Origin of the sequence: Enterobacter adelaidei, from assembly GCF_041937165.1 — a bacterium.
In the GTDB taxonomy this organism is placed as follows: Bacteria; Pseudomonadota; Gammaproteobacteria; order Enterobacterales; family Enterobacteriaceae; genus Enterobacter; species Enterobacter adelaidei.
Genome location: NZ_CP154353.1, coordinates 3593603 through 3611479, shown reverse-complemented (window position 1 = coordinate 3611479; position 17877 = coordinate 3593603). Strand labels below are relative to the sequence as shown.

Sequence of the window (17877 nt, the reverse complement as noted above, 5' to 3'; positions counted from 1 at the left end):
TTATCGAAACTGACAATAACTGTCGCGTTTTGGACAACGCGCTTTAGTGCGCGCCACCGCCTCCACCACCGGCACCAAACGGTGGACGGGCAAACCACACCAGACCCAGCAGAACGAGGAAGATCCCGGCCGACACCCAGAAAATCTCGTTTGCGGAGATAATCAGCCCCTGGTTGGTGATCTGCTGGGCGATCCAGCCGGAAGCCTGCTGTTCCGTCATTCCCATTCCCTGAAGCTGGGCATACATCTGCTGAGAATTAGGGTTGAACGGATTTACCGCTTCAGTGAGTTGAGCGTGGTGCATCGACTCACGGTTGGTCCACAGCGTCGTGGTGATCGACGTCCCGATGGAGCCTGCCAGCGTACGCGTAAAGTTCGACAGGCTCGATGCCGCCGCCATGCGCTCAGGCGGTAAGCCAGAAAGCGTGATGGTGGTCAGTGGCATAAAGAAGCACGCCACCGCAAAGCCCTGAATAAACTGCGGCCACGCAGAGGCGCCAAAGTCCATTCCCGGTTCGAACGTATACGCGCGCCAGTAGAAGCACACGGCGTACATGATAAAGCTGAATGTCACCAGCCTGCGCATGTCGAGCTTGTGGGCGAAACGGCCGATGATCGGCGACAACAGGACCGGAATCAATCCCACTGGCGCAGAGGCAAGACCCGCCCAGGTTGCGGTATAGCCATATACCTCCTGCAATAGCTGCGGCAGCAGAACAATAGCGCCGAAGTAGAGCATGTAGGCGAGGCTAATACACAGACAGCCTATGGTGAAGTTTCGCGACTTAAACAGCGACAAGTCGACTATCGGGTTATCGTCGGTTAACTCCCAGACAATCAGGAAGCTCAGCGACACCACCGCGACAATCGTCAGGATGATGATCTCCCGGGAGTTGAACCAGTCCAGCTCTTTGCCCTGGTCGAGCATGACCTGCAGGCTACCGATGCCGACAACCAGCAATGCCAGACCAATGGCGTCGATACGGCGCTGTTCCGTCCGGGTTTCTCTGCCGCGTAGCGACTGCAACGTCATCATGACTACCACGGCGCCAATCGGTACGTTGATAAAGAAGATCCAGCCCCAGTGATAGTTATCGCTGATATAGCCGCCTAAGATAGGCCCACAAATCGGCGCGACGATCACCGTCATCGACCACAGCGCCAGCGCGATAGAGCGTTTGGCGGGTGGGTAGTTGTTCAGCAGTAAACTCTGTGACAGGGGAATCAACGGCCCGGCCACAATCCCCTGAATGACGCGGAAGAAAATCAGCATCGTCAGGCTGGTGGACATGCCGCACGCCCAGGAGGCGAGAACAAAGGCAATTGTCGACCACAGGAACAGCTTCACTTCACCGACGCGCTTCGCCAGCCAGCCGGTAATGGGGATTGAGATGGCGTTTGCCACCCCAAACGAGGTAATTACCCAGGTCCCCTGGCTCAGTGACGAGCCAAGGTTACCGGCGATGGTCGGGATCGCCACGTTTGCGATGGTTGAGTCCAGCACCTGCATGAATGTCGCCAGCGACAGCGCGATGGTCATAATGACCAGCTGCGCGCCTTCCAACGGTTTTTGCGGCTTTTGCTGTTGCATAACGCTCACCTTCGGATTAACCAGCGTTTGCCTTCACGATGTCATCGATCAGCTTGTTGACCGGATCGAGGCTAATTTCACGGGCGTTACTTTCATAAGCCGGGCTGCTACGCACCTGGCTTGCCAGGATTTGACCTTCGCGGTTGGCGGTATCCACAGTAACCAGCGTTGAGAGGCCGATACGCAGCGGGTGATCTGCGAGCTGTTTTGGATCCAGCTCAATACGTACAGGCAAGCGCTGAACCACTTTGATCCAGTTACCGGTGGCATTCTGTGCTGGCAGCAGGGAGAAGGCACTGCCGGTCCCCATATCCAGACCCACCACTTTCCCGGTGTACTTGACGTCATCGCCGTAAATATCGCTGATAACTGTCGCCGCCTGGCCGATACGCATATGCGCAAGCTGCGTCTCTTTAAAGTTGGCATCGACCCACAGATTGTCTGCCGGAACAACGGCCATCAGCGGTGTGGTCGGGCTAATCTGCGCTCCAGGCTGTACTGAACGGCGGGAGACATAGCCGGTCATCGGGCTGACGATTTTAGTACGCTGCAGGGCAAGCCATGCGTTACGGACTTCTGTCGCCGCCTGTTGCACGGCAGGCTGGTTTTCCAGGCTGGTACCCAGCACCATCGCCTGGTTGGCGTTGTACTGTTGAATAGCCACATCCAGCTGGGCCTGAGCACTGGCAACGGCATCGCGCGCATGTTGCAGCTCTTCACGGCCAATCAAGTTGGCGGTACCGAGCGGAACACGGCGGTTCAGGTCGCTCTGCGCCTGGGCGAGTGCGGTTTTCTGCACGTCAATGTTGGCCTGCAGCTGTTTGCTGTTGATCATCAGCTGGCGAGTCTGACGGACGCTGGAGGCCAGCGCGGTCTGTGCTTTCTCAAAGGCCTGCTGGGCGTCGGTCGGATCGAGGGTCACCAACACATCGCCTTTTTGCACAAAGTCGGTGTTATCAGCCCAGACTTTCGTCACGCTGCCTGACACCTGCGCCATAATCTGTACCTGGTTCCCTGCCACGTAAGCGTCGTCTGTCTCTTCAGCATGACGCAATACTAAAAACCAATAGATCCCATATGCCACGGCAATAATGATAAAGAGCAAGGTCAACAGAAGAAGGGCACTCTTACGTTTGCCTTTCTTGTTGGCCGGTTGCTGCGGGGTAGTGCTCTCCGCATTTGCGCTCATTGTTGTTCTCCACGATCTTCTTATTTTCACATCGGCTGAGCCGACCTGTTGTCAGAAAGGCCAGCAGTGTGACGTGCTGGCCTGTCAGTTTTCTTTTTTAAATCTGGATGTTCGAGCGTGTCGTCGCGTTAGCGCAGCGCCTCAAGAATAGCGCCGTCTTCATCCATCTGGTCCAGACGGGTAAGCAGCTTGCGAGTGATGTGCTCAAGCTGGTCACGCTCGGTGGTGCTGAGGGCAGACCAGAGTTTATGCAGGCAATTGTGCTGAGGTGGCAGCACCTCTTGCAGGAACTGGTGACCTTTATCGGTCAGTTGCAGATGCAGGCAGCGGCGATCGTTGTCGCTTTCACGGCGCTCAATCCAGCCGCGTTTTTCCAGCTCATCAGCAATACGGGTCGCATTGGTACGGGAGGAGCCCAGTGCGCAGCTCAGTTCGGAAGGCTGAATACTGTGATTTTCCTGAGACTCCAGCGTAATCAACGCCATAAACAACGTCTCGTTAATCCCTTGAGCTTTCAGCATTTTATTACGGTTTTCCAGTAGCTTACCCTGCATGTGCATGCACAGGCGAGTCAGCAGGATTTCCTGATACGGGAAGTCCTCATGGCGACTGGCGCGGAATTTAAGCATTTGTTCAATGGGCGTAAACGAACTATCCATTTGGGCATAACCTCATTAATTACAGCCGATATAGTAACGATAGTGACAAATAATGTAAATGAATTATTTGTGCGGTTATATCCGCCAAACTTATGTCACCATCAGAAAGCGCCGGGTAAGTCCGTGACCCGGTGAGCACAGAAAGCGTAGGGTGTGAACCCGCTGAAGAGAGGGTGTGAGGACGGGGGTCTGAACTATTCATGCCGATTGTAAATATGTCACCCACATTAAAATTTCTGGGATAAATGATTACGTTTACATTAACAGACTGAAGGGCCTCTTTATACCCTAAGAGGCCCAACGCAATGTAAAACTTAGTTAATCGCATCCTGACGATGGTAACCGCGCCACCATACAAGCAGGTTCAGCGCGGCGACGATAGCCCCAATTCCACATACGCCTGACCAACCCGCATGCTGCCACGCAGAGGCGGAAATTAATGAACCCGCTGCGCCGCCAATAAAGTAGCTGGTCATGTATCCGGCCGTCAGGCGGTTACGTGCCTCTGGCTTCACGCGATAGATCACGGTCTGATTGGTGATGTGAACGCCCTGCACGGTGAGGTCGAGCACCAGAATACCGACGATTAGCGCCAGTACCGAGACGTGCCCATACCAAATCGCCGCCCAGGAGAGCAGAAGTAAAATCAGCCCTGCGGAGGTGGTCAGATGGGATTTGCCCTTATCGGCAAGCCCGCCAGCGGGACGCGCACCCAGAGCACCAGCGGCGCCAGCCAGACCGAACAGACCAATCGTCGCTTCAGAATAGTTAAACGGTGGCGCGGCCAGCAGAAAAGCCATCGACGTCCACAAAATACTGAAATTGGCGAAGGTGAAACACCCCAGCAGGGCACGAGTGCGCAGGAGTTTATCCTGCGTAAACAGACTGAAAACGGAGGCCAGAAGCTGCGGATAGTTCAGGTGATTCTCCTGCTTTACCTTCGGCAGGCCGCGCCACAGGGCCAGCGCCATCACGACCATCAATACGCTCGCCACCCAGTAAACGGTGCGCCAGCCACCGAGGCTTGCCAGCAACCCTGCAACGGTACGAGCCAGTAAAATCCCCAGCAGCAAGCCACTCATGATGGTGCCCACCACCTTGCCACGCTTTTCGGGGGAGGCGAGAGTGGCGGCGAGCGGGACCAGAATTTGCGCCACGACAGAGAACAGCCCTGTGAGCGCGGTGCCGATAATCATCATTGTTAATGACTGGCTGCTGGCGGTGATCAGCATCCCGCCGGCGGCCAGCAGGGTCATGGAGACAATTAACATTCGGCGCTCAAACATATCCCCCAGCGGCACCAGGAACAGCAGCCCGGCGGCATAGCCGAGCTGTGCAGCGGTGACGATAAAGCCTGCGGAACTGGCGGAGAGATTGAACGCACGGGCGATGGTATCAAGCAGAGGTTGTGCGTAATAGTTGCTGGCAACCGCCAGACCCGTTGCCACGGACATTAAAAGGATGAGTGCGGGGCTAAGCCCTTGCGTTGTTTTGGTCATTGGTTTCAGAAATCATTAGTTGAGTGATTATTTTTCCGGAAACCATCATACCCAATGATTGTGAAAGTTGGGGGAGTGTTGGGTGTTGTATTGTGCGGTTTAGGTTCCCTCTCCGGGGGGGAGAGGGAATTCGGAATATTACTTCTGCGCCTCAAGCGCCTCTTTCACCCAGCCGTCGAACTGCTGCTGGTGGGCTTTTATCCAGCCGTCCACATGACCTTTGATATCAGCCTCGGACGATTTACCTGCATGCATCATGGCATTCTGGGCGTTGATGTCGGCCAGCGGCAGTTTCATCACTGAGAACAGCTTCGCTGCCGCCGGGTTTTTCTCCGCCCAGGCTTTGTTGGCGACGATATGCATGGTGTTTACCGGGAAGCCGTAGTTCATACCGTTCGGCAGTTTAGTGTCGATATCTTTCTGCTCACCCGGCAGGGAGGAGAACGGTACCTGCAGCCACACCACGTCTCTACCCGGTTTCAACACGTCGCTGACCCAGTACGGGGTCCAGGTGTAGTAGATAACCGGTTTGCCCTCTTTGAAACGGGCAATGGTGTCGGCCATCATCGCCGAGTAGTTACCGTGGCTCACATCGACCGTTTTTGCCAGATCATAGGCTTTGTTCTGGTGGTTAATGACCGCTTCACAACCCCAGCCCGGTGAGCAGCCCATCATGTCGGCTTTGCCGTCACCGTTGGTGTCGAACAGTTTGGCGATCTTCGGATCTTTCAGCTGTTCAATATTGGTGATGTGGTACTTATCGGCGGTTTTCTTGTCGATCAGATAACCCTGTGCCGCACCGGTCACGAAGGTGCCCTCGCGGTAAAATTTCTTGTCCCCCCCGGCGGCGGCATACATATCGTCATGCAGTGGCTGCCAGTTGACGGCGGTAAAGGTGGCATCGCCGGAGGCAATCGAGGTGTAGCCAACGTTGTAATCCACTTCGCTGGCGGTATTCACCGTATAGCCCAGTTTCTCCAGCGCACGGCTGACAATCTGGGTCTGGAAGGACTCTTCCGAAATGGTGCTCTGAACCGGTTGCACGGTAATGCCTTTGCCCGGCAGGTCGGCCGCATAGGTGCCGGTGGAGACAAGGGTGGCAAACGCTGTGGCAAAAAGTACGCTATGTCGCATCGTTGTTCCTTATTTTATGAATGGGCGGGTGAGTAACCCGACAGGGCCGGTGGTATACCAGCGACGGTTGCCGCGACTGCGTGAATCACGACCGACAGCCTGAGTCAGGCGGTCAAGAATAATGGCGAGGATCACAATCCCGACACCGCCGACGGTCGCCAGCCCCATATCGAGACGGCCGATGCCGCGCAGAACCATCTGCCCCAGACCGCCAACGGCGATCATCGAGGCGATCACCACCATCGACAGGGCCAGCATCAGCGTCTGGTTGACGCCTGCCATGATGGTCGGCATCGCCAGCGGAAGCTGAACCTTAAACAGCATCTGGCGCGGGCTGGCGCCGAAAGAGCGTGACGCTTCGATAAGGTCGGCAGGGACCTGGTTAATCCCCAGAATGGTCAGACGAATAATCGGCGGCAGGGCGAAGATAATTGTCACCACCACGCCCGGCACGTTACCGATGCCGAACAGCATCACGATAGGCACCAGGTAGACGAATGCAGGTGTCGTCTGCATCGCATCCAGCAATGGACGAATGATCTTCGCCGCCCGTGGGCTGCGTGCCAGCCAGATCCCCATCGGCAAACCGATGACAATGCAGAAGAGCAGGGCGGTCAGCACCAGTGCCAGGGTGATCATCGCCTGCGACCACGCGCCAATGGCTCCAATCGCAATCAACGAGATCAGCGTGGCGATCCCCATACCGGCACTACCAAACTGCCAGGCGATCAGGGAAAACAGCACAATCGCCACCGGCGCGGGCATGCCCAGCATCAGCTGCTGGAAGCCGTTGAGAATGTAATCTACCGGGACGCGGATCCCCTGGAATACCGGACGGAAATGGGTGACTACCCAGTCGATCCCTTCCGTCACCCAGCTGTCCAGCGGGATCAGCGTCTTGTGGAACGGGTCCATGATGTTGAAGTGTTCTGGCGCCGGTGCCGGTGCGCTATTGAGCCAGTCTGCCGCGCCGCCGCCATCGGCAGGTGCTGGCGTGGAACCCCACGCATCGGCAGATTGTGCCGCGCTGTCTGCGGCCTCAGTGGTGCCCCACGGGTTTGATTGATCAGCCATTGTTTGCCCCCTCGCGATCTAAAGCCTGCAGCAACATGCGTTTTGAGATGATGCCGACGTACTGGTGTTCTTCACTGACGACGGGTACGGCGCACGGCGCCTGACCCACGTGAGAGAGCAGCTCGCTGAGTGGCGTTTCGGCATCGACGGCAAGCGGAGTGTCGATTACCGCCGCATCAATTCCCTGGTTTTCGCTCAGGGCGGTTTTCAGGGAGTCGATGGAAACCACGCCGACAAATTTATTGCCGCGTTCAACCAGATAACCGTATTCCCGGTCTTCATCCTGCAACAGCTTCAGTGCGGAGCGTGGGCCAAATCCAGGCGTTTTACGGATAATGCCGTTCGGTGTACGGCGGGCAATATCTTTGGCGCTAAAGACCTGGCTAATATCCACGCCGCGGAAGAAGGTTCGCACATAATCATTCGCCGGATTATTGAGAATTTCATCCGGCGTGCCGACCTGTACGACTTCGCCATTTTGCATAATGGCAATACGATCGCCAATACGCATCGCTTCATCGAGATCGTGGGAAATAAAGACAATCGTACGTTGATGTTTGGCCTGTAATTTTACCAGCTCATCCTGCATCTCGGTGCGAATTAAAGGATCGAGCGCTGAGAAGGCTTCATCCATTAATAATATGTCTGGATTAATGGCTAATGCTCGGGCTAATCCCACACGCTGACGCATACCGCCGGAGAGTTCATCCGGGTAGGCATGAGCATAATTTTCCAGCCCTACCTGACGCAGTGCATCAAGGGCTTTTTCCTGGCGTTCCTGAGCCGGCGTGCCGGCTAATTCCATGCCGAAAGCGGTATTATCCAGCACCGTCATGTGCGGCATCAGCGCGAATGACTGGAACACCATTGCAATCTTCTTTCTGCGCACCTCGCGAAGCTCGGCGTCTGATATTCTGGCGATATCCACGCCGTCAATCAGTACCTGTCCGCGGGTGGGTTCAATCAGGCGATTGAGAAGGCGAACCATAGTGGATTTACCCGAACCGGATAATCCCATGATGACAAAAATCTCGCCTTCTTCAATGGCCAGACTGGCGTCTTTAACGCCAAGCGATAGCCCGGTTTTTTCCAGAATTTGCTCTTTCGTAAGGCCTTTCTCAATATATTTGAATGCGCGCTGCGGGTGCTCGCCAAATACTTTATAAAGATTTTTCACTTCTAATTTAATTGCCATGCAATAGAGAGTGTCCTGTTATTTGTTTATGCCGATATGATTACCATGGTAAATTGTTAACGGGCATAACCCTAACATACTGAGAATCTGAGACAACCCTGGGTTTGCTTATGGCATGAATTTTGCCGTAAGCGAAACGGCTGAATTTCCCATGAGCAAAGGGCTGAGCGTGATTTGAATTTTTCTCAATTTTTTGTTGCGGTATCGGGGAATTTCGCCTGAAATGGAGCAATTCAGGCGAATATGGCATGGACATTACAGTGTAGTTGCTATGCAAATAGTGACGAGAAAAATATCTATTTATATTAAATTAACGAACGTTAGTGGTGATTAAAAATCCCAGTCCTCATCTTCTGTCTCTACTGCTTTACCCATTACATACGAGGAGCCCGATCCGGAAAAGAAATCGTGGTTCTCGTCAGCGTTGGGTGACAGCGCCGCCAGGATCGCCGGGTTCACTTCCGCCATCTCTGGTGGGAATAACGCGTCGTAACCGAGATTCATCAGCGCTTTGTTGGCGTTGTAGCAGAGGAACGCCTTCACGTCTTCCTCCCAGCCGGTTCCGGCATACAGTTCCTCGGTATAGCTCAGCTCGTTATCGTACAAATCCATCAGTAAATCGAGCGCGAAGCCTTTGAGTTCCTCGCGCTTTTGCTCGCTGACTTTCTCCAGTCCTTTCTGATACTTATAGCCAATGTAATACCCATGCACCGCCTCATCGCGAATGATCAGGCGAATCAAATCAGCAGTGTTGGTCAATTTGCCACGGCTGGACCAGTACATCGGCAGCCAGAAGCCGGAATAGAAAAGAAAAGATTCCAGAAACACACTGGCGATCTTCTTCTTCAGCGGCTCATCAGCCTGATAATGCGCCAGCACCAGATTCGCCTTGCGCTGTAATGACTCGCTCTCTTCGCTCCAGGTATACGCCGCATCCACGTCTTTGGTCTGGCACAGTGTGGAGAAAATCGAACTGTAGGAGCGAGCATGCACCGCCTCCATAAAGCTGATGTTCGACATCACCGCCTCTTCATGTGGCGTCAGCGCGTCGGTCATCAGGGCAGGCGCACCCACGGTGTTCTGGATGGTGTCCAGCAACGTGAGTCCGGTAAAGACGCGGATTGTCAGCTGTTGTTCGGCGTGGTTCAGCGTTTGCCAGGCCGGGATATCGTTGGAGAGCGGCACCTTTTCCGGCAGCCAGAAGTTGCTGGTGAGCCGGTTCCACACCTCCAGATCTTTATCGTCCTGAATTTTATTCCAGTTAACGGCACTCACGCGTGATAGTTTCATCCTTTCTCCTTACAGCGCGCAGGATACGCAGCCTTCGATTTCGGTGCCTTCCAGCGCAAGCTGACGCAGGCGAATGTAGTACAGCGTCTTGATGCCTTTCTTCCAGGCATAAATCTGCGCCCTGTTGATATCGCGGGTGGTGGCGGTATCCGGGAAGAAGAGCGTCAGCGACAGTCCCTGGTCCACGTGTTTTGTTGCCTCGGCGTAGGTGTCGATAATCTTTTCCGGCCCGATTTCATAGGCGTCCTGATACAGCGCCAGATTGTCGTTGGTCATAAACGGAGCAGGGTAATAAACGCGCCCGGTTTTGCCTTCCTTGCGGATCTCTATTTTCGACACAATCGGATGAATACTCGACGTGGCATGGTTGATGTAAGAGATCGAGCCGGTCGGTGGCACCGCCTGCAGGTTCTGGTTGTAGATGCCGTGCCGCATTACGTCATCACGCAGCTGTTGCCACATCGCGCGCGTGGGCAGGGTGATACCTGAACGGGCAAATAGCTGGCGTACTTTCCCGGTTTTTGGCTGCCAGTCGCCTTCCAGATACTGGCTAAAATATTCGCCACTGGCGTAGCGCGACTGTTCAAAACCGGCGAAGCGCTGGTTGCGCTCGCGCGCCAGCATCATTGAGGTATGCAGCGCATGCCAGGTGATGGTGTAAAAATAGAGGTTGGTGAAATCCAGCCCTTCCGGGCTGCCGTAGGCGATACCTTCCCTCGCCAGATAACCGTGCAGGTTCATCTGCCCAAGACCGATGGCGTGCGACGCGGTATTTCCCGCTTCAACAGAAGGCACGCTGCGGATGTGGCTCATGTCTGACACCGCCGTCAGCCCGCGAATGGCGGTTTCAACCGTGCGGCCAAAATCCGGGGAATCCATGGTGTGGGCAATATTCAGCGACCCGAGGTTGCAGGAGATATCTTTGCCGATGTCCGCGTAGTCCAGGTTTTCATCATAGGTCGACGCGCTGTTGACCTGCAAAATCTCCGAGCACAGGTTGCTCATGTTAATGCGGCCGGCAATCGGGTTGGCGCGATTCACCGTATCTTCATACATGATGTATGGATAGCCGGACTCAAACTGAATTTCGGCAAGCGTCTGGAAGAAATCGCGTGCGTTGATGTAGGTTTTACGAATGCGTTCGTCGGCTACCAGGTCGTCGTACAGCGCACTGATAGCGACATCCCCGAACGCTTTCCCATAGATACGCTCGATATCGTAAGGTGAGAACAGCGCCATGTCGGCATTCTCTTTGGCGAGGGCAAAGGTGATATCCGGGATCGCCACGCCGAGCGACAGCGTTTTGATGCGGATTTTTTCATCGGCGTTTTCGCGTTTGGTGTCGAGAAAACGCAGAATATCCGGATGGTGCGCGTGCAGATACACCGCGCCTGCCCCCTGGCGTGCGCCAAGCTGGTTGGCATAGGAGAAGGCATCTTCCAGCATTTTCATCACCGGGATCACGCCGGAGGACTGGTTTTCAATGCGCTTAATTGGCGCACCGGCTTCACGCAGGTTAGAGAGCAAAAACGCCACGCCGCCGCCGCGTTTGGAAAGCTGCAGCGCCGAATTCACCGCGCGACCAATCGACTCCATATTGTCTTCGATACGCAGCAGGAAGCAGGAAACCAGCTCGCCGCGCTGGGCTTTGCCACAGTTAAGGAAGGTCGGTGTGGCGGGCTGGAAGCGGCCGGAGAGGATCTCCGCCATCAGCCGTTCAGCCAGTGCTTCATCGCCCTGAGCCAGCGTCAGCGCCACCATCACCACGCGATCTTCAAAACTTTCGAGGTAGCGTTTACAGTCGAACGTTTTCAGCGTGTAGCTGGTGTAATACTTCCACGCGCCGAGGAAGGTCTGGAAACGAAAACCGCTGGCGTGCGCGCGTTCGAACAACCTCACCACGAAGGCGCGATCATAACGGGTGAGGACGCGTTCTTCGTAATAGCCTTCATTGACCAGATAGTCGAGCCGCGCATTCTGGCTTTCAAACGTTACGCTATTGGGGCGGACATGGGCGGCGAAAAAGGCGTCCACTGCCTCGTGGTCTTTGCCAAACTGGATGTGCCCCTCGCGGTCATAGAGGTTAAGCATCGCGTTTAATGCGTGGTAATCCGGTGTCGCCTGAATTACCCGTTCTGCGGTTGTCGTTGCCAAAATTCCTTCACTCCTTTACGCACGTTCTCTACGTCCTGCTGTGTCCCCATCAGTTCGAAACGATAGAGATACGGCACGCCGCATTTTTGAGAGATAACATCCCCGGCGCGACCAAAGGCGTCACCGAAATTGCGATTACCCGCCGCGATCACGCCGCGAATACGCTGTCTGTTATGGGGATCGTTAAGAAAGCGGATCACCTGGCGGGGAACTGCCCCCGCCGTACCGCCGCCGCCATAGCTGGGCACCACCAGTATGTAAGGTTCCTCTACCTGGATCCGCTCTCGCTCGTTCAGCGGAATGCGGGTCGCAGGCAGCCCGAGGCGCTCGATAAAGCGGAGCGTGTTTTCCGAGCTGCTGGAGAAGAAAACCAGTCCGCTCATGCCCTGGCGGCCTGAGCGGCGAGGCGGTTGATCATATCCGGACGGAAACCTGACCAGCTGGTTTCCCCGGCAACCACCACCGGAAGCTGGCGAAAACCCTGCGCGCGCAGGATATCGGCTGCTTCTGGCTGCTGGTCGATATTCACCATCTCAAATGCCACCCCGCGGCTTTCCATCGCACGTTTAGTCGCATGGCACTGAACGCAATCGTTACGTGTGTAAATAATAATGCTCATGATTCGTATTTCCATTTAAAATGAGAGCACGGCGCGTATGTACGCGTCAGATTTGTGTGTCTTGCTAAAGGAGATACTAGATGTAGTTATCCTAAGTTTCAACCATACAAGATATGGGAAATTTAGATTGATTTTGCCCCGATGATGAGCACAACGGGGCAGGGTGGGCTGTGCGGGTTTTTCAGGCGGGTTACTTACGCAAGTTAAGCAGGGCACCCACAAAGATACCGACGGCGGCTACTGTGCCCAGCGTACAGAGCGGTCTTTCGCGAACAAAGGTGCTTGCACAGCTGACGGCATCACAGGCAGCCTGAGTCGTACGCGAACGGCCGTTCATCCGCGCGCGGGTTTCACGGAGCAGAGACTGAGCCTTACGTTTTGCGGCATCCGCTTCGTCCTTCGCGTCAGTTCCCCAGGATTTCAGTACCTCTTCCAGTGAGTCAGCTAATTGGCTGACATCATTACGAATATCCTGAGCGTCGTCGTTAATATCGTTTCGGTTCGTTCTGTTAAACATACGATCCTCCGTAATTTTGTGTTCCCGCTTAGTTTAGTTCAGAAATGTAATATCTGAAGTGCATCACGCGTTATCCGGCAGTTTATGGAATATTCTGAAAGCCCTGCTAATGCTGAATACTGTAAGGTTGCCGGGCAGGAAAAGATAACGAGGAAAAGATATGTATTTACGACCTGATGAGGTGGCGCGCGTTCTTGAAAAAGAGGGATTCACCATGGATGAGGTGACATCAAAAGCGTATGGATATCGCCGTGGTGAGAATTATGTTTACGTTAATCGTGAAGCCAGAATGGGACGTACCGCGCTCATTATTCACCCGACACTGAAAGACAGAAGTTTGTCATTTGCTGAGCCAGCCTCGGATATTAAAACCTGCGATCATTATCAGCAATTTCCGCTCTATTTAGGCGGCGAGACGCATGAACATTATGGTATTCCGCATGGCTTCAGTTCACGTATGGCACTGGAGCGGTTTTTGAAGGGACTGTTTGGCGACGTACAGTAAATCAGCGACTGGCGTGCGCCAGTCGCCTCACATTACGCTTTGGCCTGATTGTACTGTCTGACCTTGAACAGGCGGCGACAGTAGTCGAGAAAATAGCCGTACACCGCACCCATCAGCATTGAAATCACAATATTCGAACTGACCGCCGCGACGATCTGGTGCCAGTCTGCGCCGACTGTCAGCAGAATAGCTACGTAAACCGGGGACTGGAACGTCACATACGCCAGAACGTCGGCCAGGTTTTTGACCCAGCCAGCGGGGCTGATACGGCGTGCGAGGCGCATGACCGCATCACGGTATAATCCATAAGGCCAGGCAATAATAATGTTGACCGGGATTGCCACCAGACGAGAAGAAAGTGACTGCTCGAAGGTCATTCCGGAGAGGAATATTTCAATCAGCATGTTCACGACAGAACAGTAGACAACCATCGCGAAAGTATCCGCTACCGCATGGCGAAGGCGTGATTGCGGTGAGAACATGTCTGAACTCCTTGAGAAGAACACAATAAAAACGATTTTCCCGCAGCGATTAGTGCTTTAGGTTGGTTTGCTTGACGTGTATAGCGTATATCTCTGCGTTTAAACTAACAACTAGTGAATAATTTTTATTTAGTCGCGTTTTGTCCACAAAATTCTCTAAAATTGATTGTTTTTTGTTCGGTTCGTTATATTGTGTCTTTTCGGGGTGTTTTTTTATAAAAATCAGATGGTTGATTCTGTTGGTCTGAAGGGTGGTGCCAGGAGGGGCTTTTTTTGGAACAGTATGCTGTAATTTGGCTTAACGTTGACCATTTCTGTCGGTGCTGGGGTTGTGCGCGAATATTATTATTGTCGATATTTAAAGATATTTACACTATTGTCAGGAAAGTCCTGTGGGTAGATATTTAGACAGAAATGAATTATTCTGACTGTGATTTATCTATTTACCCCAAAGAAAAGGTTTCCAAATAATATGTCTTTGACGTTACAGAATCTTAATAATATCCGAACTCTGCGCGCCATGGCGCGTGAATTATCCCTGGACGTTCTTGAGGAAATGCTGGAAAAGGTCAGGGTCGTTGCTGAAGAGAAACGTAGTGAACTGGCGGAATTAGAGCAGCAGCGTACTGAGCAGCAGGAAAAAATTAACGCTCTGCTGGAACGGATGAAAGCCGATGGTATTTCACCGACTGACCTGTTAGGTTCAGATCTGGCGCAGGCAGGAAAGACGGCGAAAAAACGTAAAGCGCGTGAAGCAAAATATCGTTTTATTGACCAGAACGGTGAAGAAAAAACGTGGACTGGCCAGGGACGTACGCCGAAGCCAATTGCCAGTGCGCTGGCAAACGGTAAATCACTGGATGATTTTCTGATCTAATCCGTGAGCCGGACGGATCACTCCGTCCGGTTGTCTGTTCAGCAGACGCCGAAATCACCGTCTTCGGTATACAGAGCCAGATCGCTGGCTTTCAGGGTATATTTCTCGCCTTGTTCATTGCTGGCCTGTACCGCCACAACGCTGTCACCCTCAACTTCAATGACTTTCAGTTTCGGACCGCCTTTACGCGGTTGCACATAATCACCGACAGAAAACATATTACCTCCTCATCGTTTTAGTGAACTTCACCTTAGCCCACGCGCGCTGCCGGGTACAGTGTAATTCACGGATTACTGCTTATGAGGTACGCCGGTTCCATGGCATCACTTTCAGCAGTCGTGCCATACCGCAGAAACCTGTCAGACCTGCGAACAGCAGCCCGGCCCCCACAAAACCGCTGAGCAGGAAAAAGCTGCTTGAGACGCTATAGCCCAGCACCACACCACAGAGAATCAACAGCCCGGCGGCAATTTGCACCTGACGCATCAGCGGGAGCGGCTGCGATTTGTCCTCGACAGTCAGCAGTCCAGCCTGCTTCCAGCCCTGAATGCCACCTTCGACGACAAATGCCTGAGCGGGGGCAGCAGCCTGTGCAAGGCGGTCAGCATTTCCGGACGTCCGGGCGCCGGACTGACAGTGAAAAATCACGGTTTCACCCGCCCGTGTAGTAAGCCCGCCGGGTAAGGTGTCCAGCGGTATGGACTGTGCAGCCGGAATATGCTCGCGGGCATACTCATCGGCATCACGAATATCAATCAGTTTTGCACCTTCGGCAACGCGCGCTTTGGCCTGCTGCGGTGATAGAAGAGGAAGTGACATGGCGGCTCCTTACGGGCAATAAAGGGTTTTCAGGGTGCTGATAAGCTGATGTACAGCATCGTTTTTAATGAAATAGAGAATGCGCTGCGCTTCGCGGCTGCTGTCGATAAGCCCTTCTTCACGCATACGCGCCAGATGCTGCGACGTGGCGGAGGGGCTAAGTCCCGTTGCGCGAGCCAGCTCCCCCGCGCTGGTGCCGGGAGCACCGCACAGCGTGCAGAGGATCAGCAGCCGACGCGGGTTGCTCATCGCTTTTAAGAGTCCTGCGGCCTGCTCAGCGCTGGCCTGAAGTTGTTCGAGTTCAGTCATAATAGTTTAGAGTTTACTTAATTAAGCAAATTCTAAACTAATTTATTGCTTCGCGCCACAAGAGATCGCTATAGATGTGGGTCAGCACCCCCGCAGGGCCAAATTGTTGTTTGATCCAGCGCGTGACCTGGCCGGTCGCCGCATGCTGCGTGGCGAGCAGCATGCGTGAGTCCTGACGTGGATTATTAATGCGCCGGGTGACTAACAAGCCTTCTTCCACCGCCTCGCGGGCCATATACTCGGGCAAGAAACCGATCCCTTCCCCCAGGATCTGACACTGACATTTGGTGTTGAAATCCGGCACCAGAATCGCCTCCTGCCCGTGCAGCAACCAGCCGACCTTTTTGTTAATGGTATGGGCGGTATCTTCCACCATGATGTTGGGATACAGGCGTAGCTGGCTCTCTGCTATTGGTTCCGGGACGAAGGCCAGCGGATGTTCCGGAGCGATGGCGAATACCCAGCGGATAGCGCCAATCTCGGTGTAATCAATGCCACCGCCGTCGAGCAGCGTGTCCGGCGCGCCAATGGCAATATTGGCCTGGTTGTTGATGATGGAGTCCCAGACGCCGTTATACACCTCGGTCGTCACGGTTATCTGGCAGGTGGGAAACTGCTTTTTCAGCACCTGCAGCAGCCGCGCGGTATGGCGTGGGGTGTATAAAAGCTGATTAATACAGATGCGTACTCGCGCTTCAATGCCCTGAGAAATGGTGTCTATCCCGCGTTTGATGGCATAAAAATCATTCAACAGATCGGTGGCTTTGCGATAAAAGTAAAAGCCGGACTCGGTCAACTCAATGCTGCGTGTGTTGCGCACAAACAGCACAACGTCTAAGCCGGTCTCCATCCGCTTGATGGTGTAACTGATGGCCGAGGTGGTGACACCCAGCTCGGTAGCGGCCTTGCTGAAACTGCCGAAGCGTGCGGCGGTGGTAAAGGCCAGCAGGTTCTCTTCGGTAAAGATAGAATTCATATCACTGCTCCTGTGAGCCATCAGTTTTGAACATATTTTAACAGCGTTGTTACAACGCATTTGAAGCCGATCACAGTTCTGACTTTTTGCTGTAAGTCGCGCATAGCAAGGCTTTGTCAGGCATAAGCAGAATGCAGCCTTACGCGTTAAAAAGCGCGAAAACATAAGGAAAAGATTGCACGGCCGCACGTTTTGGCTGAATTGTTGAATTTAACTCAATAATGAATTGACTGTCGATGAATCATTTTTAAGCGGATTCTTTTATGACCAGGCTGTTGCTATTCTCAGGTCAACAGAAATAAAAACATCGGGAGTCTGAATATGTCTGGAACTGAACTCGTTACTGAATTTCTGCTGGCGGCAGAAGAGGGCAATAGCGATGCGCTAAAAGCCTGCCTGGAGAAAGGCGTGGATATTAACGCCACCAACCGTCAGAAAAGAACCGCGGTTATTATTGCCAGCCTGAAAAAGCATTATTCTTGTGTGGAGTTATTAATTGCCGCCGGCGCGGATATTGATAAACAAGACCAGACCTGTTTTAACCCCTTCCTGATTAGCTGCCTGACGAACGATTTAACCCTGCTGCGCATCGTCCTTCCGGCAAATCCGGATCTCGACCGTCTGACGCGTTTCGGTGGCGTGGGTATTACACCCGCCAGTGAAAAAGGGCACGTGGAAATAGTGCGCGAATTACTGGAGAAAACCGATATTAACGTTAACCACACCAACTTTGTTGGCTGGACACCGCTGCTGGAAGCCATCGTTTTAAATGACGGCGGCGCGAAGCAGCAGGAAATTGTAAAGCTGCTGCTGAATCACGGCGCGAACCCGCACATGACCGATAAATACGGAAAAACGCCGCTCGAACTGGCGCGAGAAAAAGGCTTCACCGCAATCGCTGACCTGCTGCTGGCGGCGGGCGCGTAACCTATCCGGCCAGCCTTAGCCGGCTGGCAACCCTGACATTAAGCATTTTACCGGCGTGCAT

At 53.7% G+C, this 17877-nt stretch carries 20 protein-coding genes; 3 read left to right on the top strand and 17 right to left on the bottom strand.

The window, feature by feature from the left end; translation table 11 throughout:
- Positions 1-43 precede the first annotated feature (43 nt).
- The 12 genes from emrB to AAHF05_RS17485 all read right to left on the bottom strand — a co-directional run bounded on the left by emrB (position 44) and on the right by AAHF05_RS17485 (position 12921).
- Positions 44-1591: a multidrug efflux MFS transporter permease subunit EmrB gene (gene emrB / locus AAHF05_RS17540; RefSeq protein ID WP_049006031.1), complete on the bottom strand. Its 1548-nt coding sequence runs from the start codon at positions 1589-1591 to the stop codon at positions 44-46.
- A gap of 16 nt (positions 1592-1607) precedes the next feature.
- Positions 1608-2780, bottom strand: coding sequence for a multidrug efflux MFS transporter periplasmic adaptor subunit EmrA (gene emrA, locus AAHF05_RS17535; RefSeq protein ID WP_028016802.1), 1173 nt, complete (start codon positions 2778-2780; stop codon positions 1608-1610).
- A gap of 128 nt (positions 2781-2908) precedes the next feature.
- The gene (gene mprA, locus AAHF05_RS17530) at positions 2909-3439 is read right to left on the bottom strand and encodes a transcriptional repressor MprA (RefSeq protein WP_028016801.1); all 531 of its coding nucleotides are present in this window, start codon (positions 3437-3439) and stop codon (positions 2909-2911) included.
- A gap of 314 nt (positions 3440-3753) precedes the next feature.
- Positions 3754-4938 carry an MFS transporter gene (locus AAHF05_RS17525; RefSeq protein WP_028016800.1) on the bottom strand — a complete coding sequence of 395 codons (1185 nt, stop codon included), beginning with the start codon at positions 4936-4938 and terminating at the stop codon, positions 3754-3756.
- 138 nt (positions 4939-5076) lie between these two features.
- Positions 5077-6072: a glycine betaine/L-proline ABC transporter substrate-binding protein ProX gene (gene proX / locus AAHF05_RS17520; RefSeq protein WP_028016799.1), complete on the bottom strand. Its 996-nt coding sequence runs from the start codon at positions 6070-6072 to the stop codon at positions 5077-5079.
- A gap of 9 nt (positions 6073-6081) precedes the next feature.
- On the bottom strand, positions 6082-7146 hold the full coding sequence (proW, locus tag AAHF05_RS17515) for a glycine betaine/L-proline ABC transporter permease ProW (RefSeq protein WP_028016798.1): 1065 nt from the start codon (positions 7144-7146) through the stop codon (positions 6082-6084).
- Complete coding sequence (gene proV / locus AAHF05_RS17510) at positions 7139-8341, bottom strand: glycine betaine/L-proline ABC transporter ATP-binding protein ProV (protein ID WP_028016797.1); 1203 nt, start codon at positions 8339-8341, stop codon at positions 7139-7141. Before proV ends, proW begins: the two co-directional genes overlap by 8 nt.
- A gap of 330 nt (positions 8342-8671) precedes the next feature.
- The gene (gene nrdF, locus AAHF05_RS17505) at positions 8672-9631 is read right to left on the bottom strand and encodes a class 1b ribonucleoside-diphosphate reductase subunit beta (protein WP_028016796.1); all 960 of its coding nucleotides are present in this window, start codon (positions 9629-9631) and stop codon (positions 8672-8674) included.
- Positions 9632-9640: 9 nt separating this feature from the next.
- Positions 9641-11785 (bottom strand): class 1b ribonucleoside-diphosphate reductase subunit alpha, encoded by a 2145-nt coding sequence (nrdE, locus tag AAHF05_RS17500; RefSeq protein ID WP_129324916.1) that lies wholly within the window; start codon positions 11783-11785, stop codon positions 9641-9643.
- The gene (gene nrdI / locus AAHF05_RS17495; RefSeq protein ID WP_028016794.1) at positions 11758-12168 is read right to left on the bottom strand and encodes a class Ib ribonucleoside-diphosphate reductase assembly flavoprotein NrdI; all 411 of its coding nucleotides are present in this window, start codon (positions 12166-12168) and stop codon (positions 11758-11760) included. The genes nrdE and nrdI overlap by 28 nt, the downstream gene beginning before the upstream one ends.
- The gene (gene nrdH / locus AAHF05_RS17490) at positions 12165-12404 is read right to left on the bottom strand and encodes a glutaredoxin-like protein NrdH (RefSeq protein ID WP_028016793.1); all 240 of its coding nucleotides are present in this window, start codon (positions 12402-12404) and stop codon (positions 12165-12167) included. The genes nrdI and nrdH overlap by 4 nt, the downstream gene beginning before the upstream one ends.
- 190 nt (positions 12405-12594) lie before the next feature.
- Positions 12595-12921 carry a DUF883 domain-containing protein gene (locus tag AAHF05_RS17485; RefSeq protein WP_028016792.1) on the bottom strand — a complete coding sequence of 109 codons (327 nt, stop codon included), beginning with the start codon at positions 12919-12921 and terminating at the stop codon, positions 12595-12597.
- A 160-nt stretch (positions 12922-13081) separates the two neighbouring features.
- On the opposite strand from AAHF05_RS17485, the gene AAHF05_RS17480 reads away from it, so the two are divergent.
- Positions 13082-13426, top strand: a complete 345-nt coding sequence (locus AAHF05_RS17480) for a DUF2002 family protein (RefSeq protein WP_006811693.1) — start codon at positions 13082-13084, stop codon at positions 13424-13426.
- 32 nt (positions 13427-13458) lie between these two features.
- On the opposite strand, the gene alaE is transcribed toward AAHF05_RS17480, so the two are convergent.
- Complete coding sequence (alaE, locus tag AAHF05_RS17475) at positions 13459-13908, bottom strand: L-alanine exporter AlaE (RefSeq protein ID WP_129324917.1); 450 nt, start codon at positions 13906-13908, stop codon at positions 13459-13461.
- Between the two features lie 472 nt (positions 13909-14380).
- Here alaE and stpA point away from each other — a divergent pair, with 472 nt between their 5' ends.
- Positions 14381-14785 carry a DNA-binding protein StpA gene (gene stpA, locus AAHF05_RS17470; protein WP_028016790.1) on the top strand — a complete coding sequence of 135 codons (405 nt, stop codon included), beginning with the start codon at positions 14381-14383 and terminating at the stop codon, positions 14783-14785.
- Positions 14786-14823: 38 nt separating this feature from the next.
- Here stpA and AAHF05_RS17465 read toward each other — a convergent pair whose 3' ends face one another.
- The 4 genes from AAHF05_RS17465 to AAHF05_RS17450 all read right to left on the bottom strand — a co-directional run bounded on the left by AAHF05_RS17465 (position 14824) and on the right by AAHF05_RS17450 (position 16889).
- Positions 14824-15003 (bottom strand): hypothetical protein, encoded by a 180-nt coding sequence (locus AAHF05_RS17465; RefSeq protein ID WP_028016789.1) that lies wholly within the window; start codon positions 15001-15003, stop codon positions 14824-14826.
- A gap of 79 nt (positions 15004-15082) precedes the next feature.
- The gene (locus AAHF05_RS17460) at positions 15083-15604 is read right to left on the bottom strand and encodes a rhodanese family protein (protein ID WP_028016788.1); all 522 of its coding nucleotides are present in this window, start codon (positions 15602-15604) and stop codon (positions 15083-15085) included.
- A gap of 9 nt (positions 15605-15613) precedes the next feature.
- On the bottom strand, positions 15614-15913 hold the full coding sequence (locus AAHF05_RS17455; RefSeq protein WP_028016787.1) for a helix-turn-helix transcriptional regulator: 300 nt from the start codon (positions 15911-15913) through the stop codon (positions 15614-15616).
- A gap of 37 nt (positions 15914-15950) precedes the next feature.
- Positions 15951-16889: a LysR substrate-binding domain-containing protein gene (locus AAHF05_RS17450; protein WP_114978685.1), complete on the bottom strand. Its 939-nt coding sequence runs from the start codon at positions 16887-16889 to the stop codon at positions 15951-15953.
- 321 nt (positions 16890-17210) lie between these two features.
- On the opposite strand from AAHF05_RS17450, the gene AAHF05_RS17445 reads away from it, so the two are divergent.
- The gene (locus AAHF05_RS17445; protein WP_028016785.1) at positions 17211-17816 is read left to right on the top strand and encodes an ankyrin repeat domain-containing protein; all 606 of its coding nucleotides are present in this window, start codon (positions 17211-17213) and stop codon (positions 17814-17816) included.
- Positions 17817-17877: the final 61 nt, after the last annotated feature.

Coding starts and splice junctions, on each gene's coding strand:
- AAHF05_RS17465 (WP_028016789.1), bottom strand. CDS start 15,003: ATGTTTTCTGTCGGTGATTATGTGCAACCGCGTAAAGGCGGTCCGAAA.
- AAHF05_RS17450 (WP_114978685.1), bottom strand. CDS start 16,889: ATGAATTCTATCTTTACCGAAGAGAACCTGCTGGCCTTTACCACCGCC.
- mprA (WP_028016801.1), bottom strand. CDS start 3,439: ATGGATAGTTCGTTTACGCCCATTGAACAAATGCTTAAATTCCGCGCC.
- AAHF05_RS17445 (WP_028016785.1), top strand. CDS start 17,211: ATGTCTGGAACTGAACTCGTTACTGAATTTCTGCTGGCGGCAGAAGAG.
- nrdH (WP_028016793.1), bottom strand. CDS start 12,404: ATGAGCATTATTATTTACACACGTAACGATTGCGTTCAGTGCCATGCG.
- proX (WP_028016799.1), bottom strand. CDS start 6,072: ATGCGACATAGCGTACTTTTTGCCACAGCGTTTGCCACCCTTGTCTCC.
- AAHF05_RS17480 (WP_006811693.1), top strand. CDS start 13,082: ATGTATTTACGACCTGATGAGGTGGCGCGCGTTCTTGAAAAAGAGGGA.
- stpA (WP_028016790.1), top strand. CDS start 14,381: ATGTCTTTGACGTTACAGAATCTTAATAATATCCGAACTCTGCGCGCC.
- nrdF (WP_028016796.1), bottom strand. CDS start 9,631: ATGAAACTATCACGCGTGAGTGCCGTTAACTGGAATAAAATTCAGGAC.
- emrA (WP_028016802.1), bottom strand. CDS start 2,780: ATGAGCGCAAATGCGGAGAGCACTACCCCGCAGCAACCGGCCAACAAG.
- proW (WP_028016798.1), bottom strand. CDS start 7,146: ATGGCTGATCAATCAAACCCGTGGGGCACCACTGAGGCCGCAGACAGC.
- nrdI (WP_028016794.1), bottom strand. CDS start 12,168: ATGAGCGGACTGGTTTTCTTCTCCAGCAGCTCGGAAAACACGCTCCGC.
- AAHF05_RS17455 (WP_028016787.1), bottom strand. CDS start 15,913: ATGACTGAACTCGAACAACTTCAGGCCAGCGCTGAGCAGGCCGCAGGA.
- proV (WP_028016797.1), bottom strand. CDS start 8,341: ATGGCAATTAAATTAGAAGTGAAAAATCTTTATAAAGTATTTGGCGAG.
- AAHF05_RS17485 (WP_028016792.1), bottom strand. CDS start 12,921: ATGTTTAACAGAACGAACCGAAACGATATTAACGACGACGCTCAGGAT.
- AAHF05_RS17460 (WP_028016788.1), bottom strand. CDS start 15,604: ATGTCACTTCCTCTTCTATCACCGCAGCAGGCCAAAGCGCGCGTTGCC.
- emrB (WP_049006031.1), bottom strand. CDS start 1,591: ATGCAACAGCAAAAGCCGCAAAAACCGTTGGAAGGCGCGCAGCTGGTC.
- alaE (WP_129324917.1), bottom strand. CDS start 13,908: ATGTTCTCACCGCAATCACGCCTTCGCCATGCGGTAGCGGATACTTTC.
- AAHF05_RS17525 (WP_028016800.1), bottom strand. CDS start 4,938: ATGACCAAAACAACGCAAGGGCTTAGCCCCGCACTCATCCTTTTAATG.